We start from the raw sequence: 12,757 nt of genomic DNA on the forward strand, positions 1-12,757 counted from the left end.
GCGTGTCAGCTCAGAAAAGGCAGGGTGTGGCGGAGCTTCCTGAGTGCGGGCTGTCGTGAATGGACGTTGCTGGTCGATGGACTGGATGGCACTGGGCCGGCGACCGCGAGGACAGGTCAGCACGACGTAGTGGTGCACCTGACAGGTGACCAGCCCGGCGACACGACTCACGCGAGTTCTGGCCGGGGATCATCCCGTCAGCCGGAGCATTCATGCACGACACACCGACCGATCCCGCGAGTCCGCTGAGGATCGGTTCGCTCTTCTCGGGATACGGCGGCCTCGACCTCGCTGTCGAACATGTCTTCGGCGGAGAGACCGTCTGGTTCTCTGAGATCAATGAGCCCGTGGCCAGGGTCTTCGCCCACCACTGGCCCGACGCCCCGAATCTGGGCGACATCACAAGGATCAGCTGGTCGCAGGTCGAGCCCGTTGACATTCTGATCGGCGGCTTCCCCTGCCAAGACGTGTCCACCGTCGGCAAGCGCGCCGGTCTCGCACCCGGAACCCGCTCAGGTCTATGGGCGCACATGGGCACAGCCATCGAAGTGCTGCAACCCCAATGGGTCGTCATCGAAAACGTCCGCGGTCTGCTCTCGTCCCCAGCCATCCGACCGATCACCGAAGGAGACGACAATGCCCCGCGCAACCCCTGCGCAGCAACCCCCGACGATACAGCCCTTCGCGCTCTGGAGCCCGACCCGTGGCATCTGGGAGACAGCGCAACTCGACCTCTACGAGCAGCCGGCGCCGTACTCGGCGATTTGGCCGACCTGCGGATGGATGCACGATGGGTCGGTCTACCTGCTTCCCTTGTCGGCGCTCCTCACCCCCGGTTCCGCATCTTCCTCCTGGCCCAGCGTCAAGACGCTGTTCCGAACCCCGCTCGCGTCGGACTCGCTTCGAGGTGGAGAGACCCTGGACAAGGTGAAGGCGAGACGGGGCACGATCGCACTCTCGCACCAGATCATCGACCTCGCGCTCCACGGACCGGATGGCTCGCTCAGCAGGCACAGCGACTCGGCGACGTTGTGGTCGCTGACCGAGGACATCTTCACCGCTGGGGACGCTATGCCCACGCCGTGGCTCGTTGGGAGCACATCACCGGACGAGTCGCACCAGCGCCCGCACTCCTGAGGAACGAGAATGGCCCGCGTCCAGCACCGGAGTTCGTGGAGTGGCTCATGGGACTCCCTACCGCCTGGCTCTCCGATCCACGACATGGCCTTCCGCCGAACCAGCAACTGATGGCGCTTGGCAATGGGGTCCTGCCTCTACAAGCGGCGATCGCACTGACTGCCGTGTCAGCGTTCTCGCCGCTTGGGTAGCGGAGGCTACGCGACCGCCGGCCGCGATCACTCCGCTGGGTGAGCGGCGGGGGTGTCCCCGATGCGGTGATCCTGCGTTCGTAGGTCGGCCAGGCAGCGAGCAGTAGGAGCCCGTTGGCGCTCGGCGTGCTGGGGTCCGCGGTGTGGGTGGTGATTGAGAGGTGTGGGGTAGCGCGCTTTGTTGCCTGTTTGGGAGTCGTTGACAGGGGTTGGGCCTATGACGCGTCCGCGTTATCCATCCTCGTGGGTAGCCGGTGTAGTCGTATGACGAGTGTCGCCGCCGTGGCGAAGGCGGCGAAGATGGTGATGTTTGTGAGGGCGTCGGTCCATGAGATCGCCTGCGTTGCCCGGAGTTGCGCGATGCTGGAGGTCATTGCGGCGATGGAGTAGGCGCCGACATTGTTGATGATGTGAGCCGCGATGCCTGCTTCGAGACCGCCGGTGAGGATCACGAGGGTCGAGGCGAGCAGCCCGAAAGCGAGTCTGTCTACGAACAGTGCGGCGTTCTGGACGCCATGGAGTGAGGCAAACACGAGTGACGATGCGGCGGCCCCGATCCAGGGGTTGGCGGTGAGTCTGGTCATCGACTGTAGTAGGTAGCCGCGGAAGAGGTACTCTTCGGCTGCGGCCTGCCACGGGGTGACGATTGCCACGACGACAAGGAAGCTCCACCACTGCGGCTGCGGCGCGAACTGGAAGGGCTGGCTTTGGAGGTAGCCGACCAGCAAGCTCCCGCCAAGGATGAGGATGGTCGCTATCCCGAGACATATCCCGAGATAGCCGCGGCGCAGACGTTGTTCCACCGAGGAGAGTTGTCCAAGCGGGGCACGGTGGAGTCGGGTCATCAGGAGCCAGCAGCACAGGAGCAGCCCGGCGATGGCGATGCCGTTCGCCGCGAGTCCGGTGGGTATCTGGTAGCTGGCGGCATAACTCTGAAAGTCGGTGAAAGGCACGTCGGGTGCTGTCACGTAGTGGGAGACGGCGGTGATCGCCAGCGAGATCCATGGCGTGAGAGTGAAGTAGAACGCGAACGCGATGAGGATGCCGAGCAGCGCTGCGGGTCGTCCTGCTTGGCAGCTGAGCTGCTCAGCGTAGGTGACCGGCGGCGCGGGCGAGGTCTTGTCCGTCCTGCTGTCTGGGTCCGGCTGATTGCTGGGATAAGCCATGTGCAGTGCTCTCTGTGTGCTCCCGTGAGCCCCGGCTGAGCGCTGTCCATGCCGAGGCCCTTCATTGGCGGAACCTAGGCGGGACCAGGGGTGTGTGCTTCTGGGTCTGTTCGGGGGCTGACGCGTACTGCAATGGCGGCCGGGAGGCCGAGGTCGATCGTAGTGTCGTCGACGGTGACCCGGACGGCCGCAGCCGCGGGGCTGACGTCGGTGACGGTAAGTCTGGTACCGACCGAGATTCCGTGTCCGGTGAGGTAGCGGAGGATGTCGGGCGAGCGATCCGAGACGCGCAGCACTTGCACGGAGGTGCCGGGTTCGGCCTCGTTGAGAGCTTGGCTGTGATCGGGCGGGATCCGTCCGTCAGGGTCGGGGATCGGGGCTCCGTGGGGGTCGTGGGTGGGGTGCCCGAGTGCGGCGTCCATGCGGTCCAGTACGAGGTCGGAAACGGCGTGCTCCAGGTGGTTCGCCTCGTCGTGGACCTGGTCCCAGGACAGCTCTAGATGCTCGACGAGATAGGTCTCCACGATTCGGTGTCGTCGAACGATGTCTATCGCGATTGCGCGCCCGTCGTCGGTCAACTCGATTGGGCCGTAAGGCTCGTAGGAGATGAGTCCGTCGCGGGCGAGTCGTTTTAGGTTGGCCGAGACGGTCGAGGGAGTCACGCCGAGTTGGGCGGCTAGGTCTGTTGTAGAGGGCTCCCCGCCAGGCCATTCGTGGGCTTTCCAGATCAGCGTTACATAGTCCTCGACCATGCGGGTGGCAGGAGAGCGCTTCATCGGGGTCATCCTAGGCGTGGGTGTCCATAACGGTCTTCGGCTCGTCTTGATCGACTGCGGGCTGCTCGTGGAAGGGCGCGACGAGTGTGGGGAGGATGCTGTGTCGATGAGCGACGAGGAAGCCGATGGTGAGGGCGAGGTGGATGGCGCTCAGCACGTACCGTCCGGTGGTGTCAGTGATGAGGAACTGGACGCCGAAGAGCGCGGCGAGCCCGATCGCGGACCACCAGTGGAACCGCAGCGCGAGGATGATTGCCACCCCGAGCAGCGTCTGGGTGGCCGTCAAGGTGAACTCCTCGACTTGGCGGCTGTCTAGAGCCAGCGAACTGGGTCCACCGCCCAGGAAGTGCGCCACGGGCAGTGAGCCGACCAGCAGGCTCCACTGGTTGACCTTGGATGCGATCAGCGTGCCGATGGCAGCCACACCTTTGCCGCGGGCGGCGAACATCACCGCGATGATGAACTCCGGGGCCTCCGAGGCTAGCGGGGCGAGCCACTGAACCAGAAAGTAGCTGTCGATGCCGAGCGCCGAGCCTGAGGCGACTAGTGCATCGGCGAACGGTTCGGCTGAGATCAGGATCACCGCCCCGGAGACGAGGAACATCGCCACGACGAGAATGCGCCTCGGTCGGGCGTCAAGCCCGGCAATCAGCGCTGCCGCGCCTACGAACTCCTCCTGGTCAGCGTCGTAGGTCTGCGCGGCTCGCCATAGATGGAGGCCGAACACGACGATGAGACCGACCCCGAACCACAGCGGGATGCTCCCGATGAGCGGGATCACGAACGCGACGAGCCCGAGGATAGCGAGGAAGCCGACGTCTCGTCGGCTGGCAACAGGCAGCTCCAGCGCATTGGGGGTGGGTGCATCGTCCCGGCGTGCCTGGCGGCGCGCGACGACGAGTGCGACGACCACGACGAGGGGCCAGCCGAAGCCGAGTAGCAGCCGGTTCGAGCCGGTCATGTTCGCGGCCGCGAAGTGGAGGTAGGACGGATCGGAACCGGAGCGGTAGGCGTAGTACAGGTCTACGGCATACTCCGGGAGAACTGCGATCAGTGCCAGCAAGGCAATGGCGAGGGCGCCCGAGATGTCCTTCTGGGCGGCTTCGGCGGCCCAGGCGAGAAGGAACGCTGCTGCCACCACAGCCGCGCCGAAGACGACTACCTCAGCCACTGCTGAGAACTCAACTCCCAACACACGGATGGCGACGGCTGGGCCTGCAACGAGTAGACACAGCAGGACGCGGCGGATCAGGGCAGCAGGCATTGGGCACTCCAGGTCAAGGCCGTGGCCGAAGGTCTCGTTCGCCTCGCAAAATGAGGTGCTACGCCGGGCGGATCAGGATGACCGCCAGCATGTCGACGCACCGCGTCCGAACCGAGGGCCTGGACGGAACTACTCCCCTTCGAGTTCCACCCTCTCCGACGGCTCCCTGGTGTGTCTATGCACAACTTGGTGTTGGAGGAGTCACACAACTCTCCCGTCTTGTTCCGTGGCGTTTGTGCAAGCCAGACGCCGGTTTCGTCTTCATCCAGACCCCGCGTTCCACATTCCGTCCCGGCCTCGATGAGCTGGCCGATGATTTGGCTCGGGTCGTCATGATTGGTGGCATGACCTATCCGAACCACCCGCGTCCATACGATCCCTATCCGGGGCAGGAACCCCCGCGGGCGGCGATTGTGTGCCCGAAGTGTCACGGCGCGATGCGAACTTATGAGCGCAACGGAATCCAGCTGGAGCAGTGCGGAAGTTGTCGAGGGCTCTTCCTCGACTTCGGTGAACTTGAGCACCTCACGCAGATGGAGGGCCGGTTCGTCAGCCAGGCACCGCCACCGCCCGGCTATGGCCCCGCTTGGGGCAAGCACGGTGATCGTCGGTATCGCAAAGGCGGCCTGGCGGGGTTGTTCTTTTCCAGCTAGTCTCGCGGACCTGCGTTCATCGACTGGTGGCGACGCGGGCGGTGCTCGCCAACCACGAGGACAGCCTCGGTCGCGGGCCGTCCGGCCCGCTCGCCGTTGTGGCTTGTGCGGATGCACCCGGGCGTCGGAGTGAGGCGGGTCGCTGACGCTGACTCGGATGTCGGCGTGGCACGGTGAACCGCCGGCACCTGTGGTTTCTGCTGGGGCTGTCAACTGTCCTGCATCCGGCGGCACGCCTGTAGCAGTGCGCGGGTCGTGGCTGGGGACTCGCCGGAGCGGAGAGAGCGAGCGGCCGCGATCAGGGTCGCGGCGCGAGCCGGTGGGTCGAGGTCGGTCCAGGGGTCGCCGGCTGGCGGCACGGCGGGACCGCCAGCGGCTCGATAGGCATTGAGGAGGATCGTCCAGGGCTCGTCAGGGAGCAACCCTGCCGCCCAGAACGCGGCTGGGCGCGCAAGGTCCCAGGCCGGGTCGCCGACGCCCGTGTCGTCGGGGTCGAGCAGGTACCAGTCGCCCGCCGGCGAGGGGCGGCCCAGTTGACCCAGGTGGAGGTCGCCGTGGATCATCGCGGTGCGTTGTGGCCGGCGTAGCCGGCTGGCAAGGTTCTCGCCGAGTTCGACCAGCCAGATCAGGTCGTCGTAGGGACGGCGGCGCAGATAGTCAATCGCCCGGCCAAGCCGGGCAAGCACGCCCGCCTGCGGGAATGACGACCCAGCGGGACGGGTGCGATGCAGCTCAGCAAGCAGGGTTCCCAACTGCGTCCACGGTGGCCGGTGGTCGGGAGCCAGCACGGCTACTCGTGGCCAGATCGTGGTGAGTTGTCCGTCGGGCGCGAGTATCGGAATGCCGTGCAGTGGCTGAACCCAGAAGCGGCTTGCTCCGGGTTGGGTGATGACCTGCAGCCGGCGTCGTAGGAGTGCTGTATCGGCCCCAAAGGGGTGTATCTTCACGACAACTCCGGCGCAGGCGTAGAGCCGTGCGCGCGCCCGATCGGGCTGCGGTCGGCGCTGGCCCTGGTGGGCCAACTCAGAGACGACAGTGTGCGAGGCCGCTTCACCGCCATGGTCACTCGCCACTGTTCGCACGAAGTCGGCTATCCCTCTCGGGATCACTGCCTGGATCTCGCTCACCTGGAGTGAACTGCCGAGATCGTTGAATGTGCCGGCGTCGGTACCGGACGGGTCAACTGGAGTCCGAGGTAGACCCACAGAGCGATGAATGCGACCCCGATGAGGAGCATCACGATCGTCCTGGTCCTCAGCCTGATGGGGGCTCGCGGCGCCGCTCGGGCGTCACCAGCGCTTGGGTGAGTCGATTGATCCTTGCTCATGTCAGTCTCCTGATGACTGCGTAGCGATGGTGACGGCTCCCGCGATTTGCAGCGGACGGTGAACTGCGGAGCGGGCCGAAGGACACCATCGAGTCCGTCGTGTGCGAACCTGGGTTGCCCGCTGAGTTCGCCATCGGGATGGCTCGTTCGTCACGCCCACGGCGTCGGAGGCATGAACCGCGTGCGGAAGCGGTGCCGCGATCCGGCTGGGCGCGGCGAACGAAGAGGGCTAGTCAGCAGAACGAAACTGGTGGCCCGCGACGTTGCGATGGCTGATAGTGCTCGAAAGAGTGGAAAGGCCGCGGGGTGGCGGCCGCAAGTACAGGCTTGGCCACGACTGGCCTGGTGAATGACGGCGTCGGGAACCTTCGGTGCAGCCAGTCGCGCGCCGACCGCAGGGTGCGGCGTACCCATAGTCCTGCGCCCAGCGCCAGCAGCACGCCGACGATGCCGGCGGCCAGGGTTGAGGTCGAGACCAGCACCCACAGCCGTACCGTGGTGTCGAAGTTGCTGCCGGGGAGATAGCTGTGTTCGGGGCAGCTTCGAGCCTGTGCGAACAGGTCCAGGTGGACGCCCACGGAGGCGAGTAGCGGAAGCTGCGGGGAACAGGTCTTGTCGCTCACGTCCAGACTGCCGGCCGCGCTAGCCAGGCCGATCCCGCCCAGCACCGTCATCAGCGCAGCGCTCCAGAGGCTGTGGTGACGGTTCCTCATCAGCGCTCCTCGTCCGGACACGCCCAGTGTAGTTGGGCGACACGGCCTGGCGGAGGCAATCGGCGAGCGGGTCAGCGGCCCTTGTAGCGCATGGTGAGCATCATGCCGGCTTTGGTGTGGTACTCGTTTTGGCAGTGGAGTGCCCATGTTCCCGGGTTGGTGGCATCCAGGTGCACGGCGGTGGTGCTGGATGGGGGAACCAGGAGGGTGTCTTTCCTCAGTCCGTTGTCCAGCGCGAAGGTGTGGCCATGCAGGTGCACCGGGTGTGCGCGTGTGGTGGTGTTGACGACCTCGAGCAGGAGGCGGTCGTTGTCGACCACTTCAAGGGGTTGATTCTGGCCGAAGGGCGCACCGTTGATGACCCACCGGTAGGGGTTGGCCTGCCCGCCCAGCTCGATGGTCGCGCGCGCATCGATCGGCCGGGTCGGGAGCAACGACGACTCCTCCGGGTACAGGTCGAGCCCCTGAGTGAGTTGGCCTGTGAACTCGGCCAGCTGGACCGGTGGTTCCGGTGGGCTCCCGGACCCGGTGCGTACCAGCGCGAGGCCGTGGCCGGGCTTGTTCCATGGCTTGGCCACGAGAGGGAAGACGCCGTCACCGAGGGTGACCAGGAGGTCGTATCGTTCGCCCATGCCGAGATAGAGCGCGGAGGTGGTGTGCGGCTTGACCGGGTGGCCGTCGGTGTGGGTGACGGTCAGGCGATGTCCGCCGAGGGCGAGGGCGAAGATCGTGTCCGAGGCGGCGTTGATCACGCGGAGCCGGACACGGTCGCCGGGGCGGCCCTGGTGGGTTACGGGCGCTGTCGGTACTGCTCCATTGATCAGGTAGAGCGGATAGGGGATGTCGCCAGCGTCGCCGAAGAACGGCTCGTTGCGGGAGGACAGCTGAACGGCCTGGGTGCCGGTGGTCGAGGGGCGGCGGGCGTTCAGGCGCCGGAACATGTCCTCGGGGGTTTGACCGTCGACGACCAGCCAGTCATCCAGGACTACGGTCCATTCGGCGTCGTAACGGCCCGGCTCTGCGGGATCATCGACGATCAGTGGCCCGTAGAGGCCGCGGTCCAGTTGGACTCCGACGTGCGAGTGGAAGAAGTAAGTGCCGGGCTGGGGTGCGGTGAACTCGTAGAGATGCTGTTGCCCTGGCTGGATCGGGTTCTGCGTGAGTCCCGGGACGCCATCGACGTCGTTCGGAATGGGCATTCCGTGCCAGTGGATCGTGGTGGGGCTGGGGAGTTGGTTGTCCAGGTTGAGGCGCAGCAGATCGCCCGGGTTGGCTCGAAGGTCGATCCCGGGAAGGGTGTCGTTGTAGGCCCAGGCCTCGGCCAGCGTGCCGCCGAGGTCGATGATCGAAGGCGCTGCCCGCAGCGTCTTCTGGACGATGGGTTGATCGGTGAGCGATCCACGTGGCCACCGCGAGCCACCGGGAATCGCAGGGTCGCTCGCCGCGGGTACGCATCCGGTGAGAAGCCAGCTACCGGCGAGTGCGAATCCACCGCCCAGCAGTGCTCGACGTGAGGTTCCGGTGTCGCGGGGTGGTTGGATGCCGGCACTGGTGGTCGGAGAAGTCCGAGCTTGGGAGATGGCCACCGCTCAGTCCTTCACGAGGTAGGGCACAGGGTCGGCACCCTTGCCGTTCTCGTAGAGGGCTAGGTGGAGGTGGCAGGCGGTGGACAGCCCGGTGGTTCCGACGTAGCCGATCACGTCGCCCTTGGTGACACTCTGGCCTGCGCTGACGGCGTACTTGCTCATGTGGAGGTAGGAGGTCTCGACGTTCTTGCCCTTGATACGACCGTGGTCGATCCGGACGTTGTTGCCGGCGCTGCGGCTGAAGTTGGCCCTGGTCACGGTTCCGGACTGAGTGGCGTAGATGGGGTTCCCGCACGCGCCTCCGATATCCGCGCCGTTGTGCAGGCGCATGGAGCCGAGGATGGGGTGCTTGCGCATCCCGAATCCCGAGGCCACGCCACCCTTGGTGGGCCAGGTGAACCTGCTGAGGTCCTTCAACCGGGTGAGTTCTGCCTCGATGTCGGAGGCGACTTTGCGCTCGCGTTTCTCGTGTTTGGCGAGGAGAGACTGGAACCGCACCTGGTCGACCTGAGCGGCGGTTGCCTGGAGTTGTTTGCTGCGGTTCTCCAGCAGGTCCTCGAAGGTGGGCGCCCGCTCAGCGGCGACGGCTGCCGCCGAGGCGGGGGGCAACGGCGCATCAGCGGCATGAGCCGTGTGTCCCTGGTCCAGCGACCCGCTGGCGCCGATGAGGACGGCAGCTGCCAGAGCGATAATCCTTGCCGTTCCCGGCAATCGCTTCGCGCGAACCTCGCTGGCAGCCACCCCGTCCCCTCTCGACGGCGGTAAGACTAGCCTAAGAGTTTCTCAGATTCCATTCAGGGTTCTAGTCGTGACTGGCATGGTTCAGGATCTGTTCGACCATCGCTCGAACGTGGTCGTCCTGCAGGCGATAGAGGACGTTGCGTCCCTGCCGGTCGCCGGCGGCGAGGTTCAGGTGGCGCAGGATGCGCAGGTGGTTGGAGACCGAGGCTTGCGACATCGCCAGTTCTGTGACGAGCTCACTGACGGTGGCCGGGGAGTCCAACAGGCGAGCGAGGATCAGGACGCGCGCCGGCGTCGCCAGGCCGCCCATCACCTCCGCGATGCGCTCGGCTTCGCTGGCATTCAACCTCATGAACCACCACCCCTCTTCCGGAACGCGGCCTGGATTGATCCAACCAGATTCCGAGCGATCTGTGGCAATGCATCATTACATCATGATATGTTTAGATCATGAGTGCTGCGCATGAAGATCACGAAGACGACTCCCACGGACAGGGCAGGTGGGAGCTGTACTTCGCTATCGCCTCCGGCGTGACCTACATCGCGGGGCTGATCGCTGAGTTCGGCTTTGGTGCCCCGGAACCGCTGGTGCTGGGCCTGTATCTTGCGACCTACTTCTGTGGGGGCTTCTTCACCGTGCGGGGGGCGTGGGGCTCGATCCGCCGGGGCCGGTTCGAAGTGGACTTCCTGATGATCGTGGCCGCCGCCGGTGCAGCAGCGGTCGGCAGGCTCTCCGAGGGTGCCGTGCTGTTGTTCCTGTTCAGCCTCGGACACGCCCTGGAGGAGTACGCGATGGCCCGCGCGACTCGCTCGATCAAGGCGCTGGGCGAGCTCGCACCCCGCACGGCCACGCTCCGCGTCGGCCCGGACGAGCTTGTTGAGCGTCCGGTGGAAGAGCTTCAGGTGGGCGATGTCGCGGTCGTGCGACCGAACTCGCGGGTACCTGCGGATGGTTTCGTCAGCGTCGGCAGCACGGCGATCGACCAGTCCGCGGTGACCGGGGAGTCGATCCCGGTGGAGAAGGCTGCAGTGCCCGACGTCGCCAAGGCCCTGGCCAATCCCGACGCGATCTCCAGTGGCTCGCGGGTCTTCGCCGGGACGGTGAACGGCCCCGGCGCGTTCGACATGGTGGTGACCGCAGCGGCCGCCGACACCACATTGGCGCGGGTGGTGAAGCTCGTCACCGAGGCTGACACAGCCCAATCGCCCACCCAGCAGTTCATCGACCGGTTCCAGCGGTTCTATGTGCCCGCGGTCATCCTGGCCGTGGTCGTGGTGTTGGCGGTCGGGATGATCTGGTTTGCCGAGCCGTTCGGTGACAGCTTCTACCGGGCGATGCTGGTCCTGGTCGCGGCCAGCCCCTGCGCCTTGGCGATCGCAACCCCAGCAGCTGTGCTGGCGGGGATCGCTCGGGCTGGCCGCGCCGGCGTCCTGGTCAAGGGCGGTGCCCCGCTGGAGACTCTCGGCAAGGTCGACGCCATGGCCTTCGACAAGACCGGCACCCTCACCTGGGGACACCCCACGGTAACCGACACCATCCCAGCACCAGGCGTCCTCGTCGATGAACTCAATGCGATCGCCCTGGCTACCGAGACGTTGAGCGACCACCCGTTGGCGACTGCCATCGTCCGCGATCTCACCGAACTGGTCGGAGCGAACGCGCGCCGCGTGGCGACCGACCTCGAGGCCGTCACGGGCCGTGGCATCCGCGCGACGGTGGATGGTGAGATCGTCCTGGTGGGCAGCGTCCGGATGATGGCCGAGGCCGATCACGAGCTGCCGGTCGAGGTCAAGGCCTCGGTCGATCAACTCCAGGACGAAGGCCGCACCACCATGGTGGTCACCCATGGCGCCCGCGTGCTCGGCGTGATCGGTGTGATGGACGCGCCCAAAGCCGAAGCCCGCCAGACGCTCGACGTCCTGCGCGAGTCCGGCATCGGGGAACTGGTCCTTATCTCGGGGGACAACCAGGCGGTCGCCGACGCCGTGGGCCGCTCGGTCGGGATCGACCGGGCCATGGGTGAGTTGTTGCCCGAGGACAAGGTGGTCGCGATCCGCAACCTCACCGAAGGTGGTCGCACCACGGCGATGGTGGGCGACGGTGTGAACGATGCCCCCGCGATGGCCAGCGCGAGCCTGGGCATCGCGATGGGCGCTGCCGGGTCGGCGGTCGCCCTGGAGACCGCCGACATCGCTCTGATGGCCGACGACCTCGGACGGGTACCGTTCATGGTGCGACTCAGCCGAGCAACCTCCCGGCTCATCCGGCAGAACCTCATCGCAGCCCTCGCCATCGTCGCGTTCCTCGTGCCGGCCAGCCTGCTCGGGCTAGCGATGGGTCCGATCGTGTTCATCCACGAAGGCTCGACCATCCTCGTCGTCCTCAACGCCCTGCGACTGCTGCGGTTCGACCACAACCGCGACCACCACGGCATCACCCACGAAGACCGTCCGGCCGGACGTGCAGGATCGGCTGCTCCACGGCAGGAACTCGCCGGCCGCACCCAGACCGAGTTGGACGGGCGAGTGGAGTGACGGCCCTGAACGGCTGGATCGCGCTGGCCTTGTACCTGATCGGTCTCGGTCTGGCGTTCGGCTTTCGAGCGGTGGTTCACCTGCGCCGCAACGGAGATACGGGGTTCCGACTCAAAGCAGGTGCGGCGGGCTCCGCCCAATGGTGGGGGAAGCTGCTGTTCGCGGTCGCGCTACTGCTCGGACTGGCAGGCCCGGTGACGCAGATCGTCGGCATCGGACGCCTGACCATCCCCGGCGGCACGATCGTGGAAGGGATCGGGCTGGTCCTTGCACTGCTCGGGATGAGGACGTTGCTGCGGGCGCAGCGGGAGATGGGCGCTTCCTGGCGGGTTGGCGTCGACCCGGAGGAGCACACCGAGATGGTGACCGATGGGACCTTCGCGATGGTGCGCAACCCGGTGTTCTCCGGGATGGCTGTGTCAAGCGTCGGGTTGTTCCTGCTGGCCCCGACGATCGCCTCGTTGACGGCGACGGTCGTGCTGCTCGTCGCCATCCAGGTGCAAGTCCGGGCGGTCGAGGAGCCCTACCTGCGCGCCGCCCACGGCGACGCCTACCGCGACTACGCCGCTAGGGTCGGCAGGTTCGTCCCAAGAATGGGGCGAACCTTTCGCCAGCCCCCTCGGTAGCCGGAATCGGCCGGGTCGAGGACATGGGACGCGCGTGGCAGC

Annotated in this window: 12 protein-coding genes and 1 pseudogene; 5 read left to right on the forward strand and 8 right to left on the reverse strand. The window is 66.2% G+C overall.

The window, feature by feature from the left end:
* Positions 1-212: 212 nt before the first annotated feature.
* Together BW730_RS18960 and BW730_RS18965 are read left to right on the forward strand one after the other, a co-directional pair.
* A pseudogene (locus BW730_RS18960) lies at positions 213-542 on the forward strand (DNA cytosine methyltransferase); the annotation flags it as partial.
* Positions 543-636: 94 nt separating this feature from the next.
* Positions 637-1,137: a hypothetical protein gene (locus BW730_RS18965; protein WP_226997256.1), complete on the forward strand. Its 501-nt coding sequence runs from the start codon at positions 637-639 to the stop codon at positions 1,135-1,137.
* Between the two features lie 406 nt (positions 1,138-1,543).
* On the opposite strand, the gene BW730_RS01760 is transcribed toward BW730_RS18965, so the two are convergent.
* From BW730_RS01760 to BW730_RS01770, 3 genes are all read right to left on the reverse strand, one after another.
* The gene (locus BW730_RS01760; protein ID WP_073186130.1) at positions 1,544-2,494 is read right to left on the reverse strand and encodes a CPBP family intramembrane glutamic endopeptidase; all 951 of its coding nucleotides are present in this window, start codon (positions 2,492-2,494) and stop codon (positions 1,544-1,546) included.
* A 74-nt stretch (positions 2,495-2,568) separates the two neighbouring features.
* A complete protein-coding gene (locus BW730_RS01765; RefSeq protein ID WP_237267979.1) occupies positions 2,569-3,246 on the reverse strand; it encodes a metal-dependent transcriptional regulator in 678 nt (225 codons plus the stop codon).
* 34 nt (positions 3,247-3,280) lie between these two features.
* Positions 3,281-4,534: a sodium:proton exchanger gene (locus BW730_RS01770; RefSeq protein ID WP_073186132.1), complete on the reverse strand. Its 1,254-nt coding sequence runs from the start codon at positions 4,532-4,534 to the stop codon at positions 3,281-3,283.
* A 344-nt stretch (positions 4,535-4,878) separates the two neighbouring features.
* Between BW730_RS01770 and BW730_RS01775 the strand changes: the two genes are divergently transcribed.
* Complete coding sequence (locus BW730_RS01775) at positions 4,879-5,187, forward strand: TFIIB-type zinc ribbon-containing protein (protein ID WP_073186152.1); 309 nt, start codon at positions 4,879-4,881, stop codon at positions 5,185-5,187.
* A gap of 209 nt (positions 5,188-5,396) precedes the next feature.
* Here BW730_RS01775 and BW730_RS18405 read toward each other — a convergent pair whose 3' ends face one another.
* The 5 genes from BW730_RS18405 to BW730_RS01800 form a co-directional block, all read right to left on the reverse strand.
* Positions 5,397-5,975 (reverse strand): phosphotransferase family protein, encoded by a 579-nt coding sequence (locus BW730_RS18405; RefSeq protein WP_051215014.1) that lies wholly within the window; start codon positions 5,973-5,975, stop codon positions 5,397-5,399.
* 772 nt (positions 5,976-6,747) lie between these two features.
* Complete coding sequence (locus BW730_RS01785; RefSeq protein WP_026926298.1) at positions 6,748-7,227, reverse strand: hypothetical protein; 480 nt, start codon at positions 7,225-7,227, stop codon at positions 6,748-6,750.
* A gap of 71 nt (positions 7,228-7,298) precedes the next feature.
* Complete coding sequence (locus tag BW730_RS01790) at positions 7,299-8,813, reverse strand: multicopper oxidase family protein (RefSeq protein WP_226996978.1); 1,515 nt, start codon at positions 8,811-8,813, stop codon at positions 7,299-7,301.
* Between the two features lie 3 nt (positions 8,814-8,816).
* Positions 8,817-9,422, reverse strand: coding sequence for a M23 family metallopeptidase (locus BW730_RS01795; RefSeq protein ID WP_051215013.1), 606 nt, complete (start codon positions 9,420-9,422; stop codon positions 8,817-8,819).
* 193 nt (positions 9,423-9,615) lie between these two features.
* Entirely contained in the window at positions 9,616-9,906 is a 291-nt protein-coding gene (locus BW730_RS01800) for an ArsR/SmtB family transcription factor (RefSeq protein WP_026926296.1), read from the reverse strand.
* 98 nt (positions 9,907-10,004) lie between these two features.
* On the opposite strand from BW730_RS01800, the gene BW730_RS01805 reads away from it, so the two are divergent.
* Entirely contained in the window at positions 10,005-12,089 is a 2,085-nt protein-coding gene (locus BW730_RS01805; RefSeq protein WP_077684793.1) for a heavy metal translocating P-type ATPase, read from the forward strand.
* Complete coding sequence (locus BW730_RS01810) at positions 12,086-12,715, forward strand: methyltransferase family protein (RefSeq protein WP_226996980.1); 630 nt, start codon at positions 12,086-12,088, stop codon at positions 12,713-12,715. Before BW730_RS01805 ends, BW730_RS01810 begins: the two co-directional genes overlap by 4 nt.
* Positions 12,716-12,757: the final 42 nt, after the last annotated feature.

Origin of the sequence: Tessaracoccus aquimaris (genome assembly GCF_001997345.1) — a bacterium.
Taxonomy (GTDB): domain Bacteria; phylum Actinomycetota; class Actinomycetes; order Propionibacteriales; family Propionibacteriaceae; genus Arachnia; species Arachnia aquimaris.

Coding starts and splice junctions, on each gene's coding strand:
- BW730_RS18965 (WP_226997256.1), top strand. CDS start 637: ATGCCCCGCGCAACCCCTGCGCAGCAACCCCCGACGATACAGCCCTTC.
- BW730_RS01760 (WP_073186130.1), bottom strand. CDS start 2,494: ATGGCTTATCCCAGCAATCAGCCGGACCCAGACAGCAGGACGGACAAG.
- BW730_RS01765 (WP_237267979.1), bottom strand. CDS start 3,246: ATGGTCGAGGACTATGTAACGCTGATCTGGAAAGCCCACGAATGGCCT.
- BW730_RS01770 (WP_073186132.1), bottom strand. CDS start 4,534: ATGCCTGCTGCCCTGATCCGCCGCGTCCTGCTGTGTCTACTCGTTGCA.
- BW730_RS01775 (WP_073186152.1), top strand. CDS start 4,879: ATGACCTATCCGAACCACCCGCGTCCATACGATCCCTATCCGGGGCAG.
- BW730_RS01785 (WP_026926298.1), bottom strand. CDS start 7,227: ATGAGGAACCGTCACCACAGCCTCTGGAGCGCTGCGCTGATGACGGTG.
- BW730_RS01800 (WP_026926296.1), bottom strand. CDS start 9,906: ATGAGGTTGAATGCCAGCGAAGCCGAGCGCATCGCGGAGGTGATGGGC.
- BW730_RS01805 (WP_077684793.1), top strand. CDS start 10,005: ATGAGTGCTGCGCATGAAGATCACGAAGACGACTCCCACGGACAGGGC.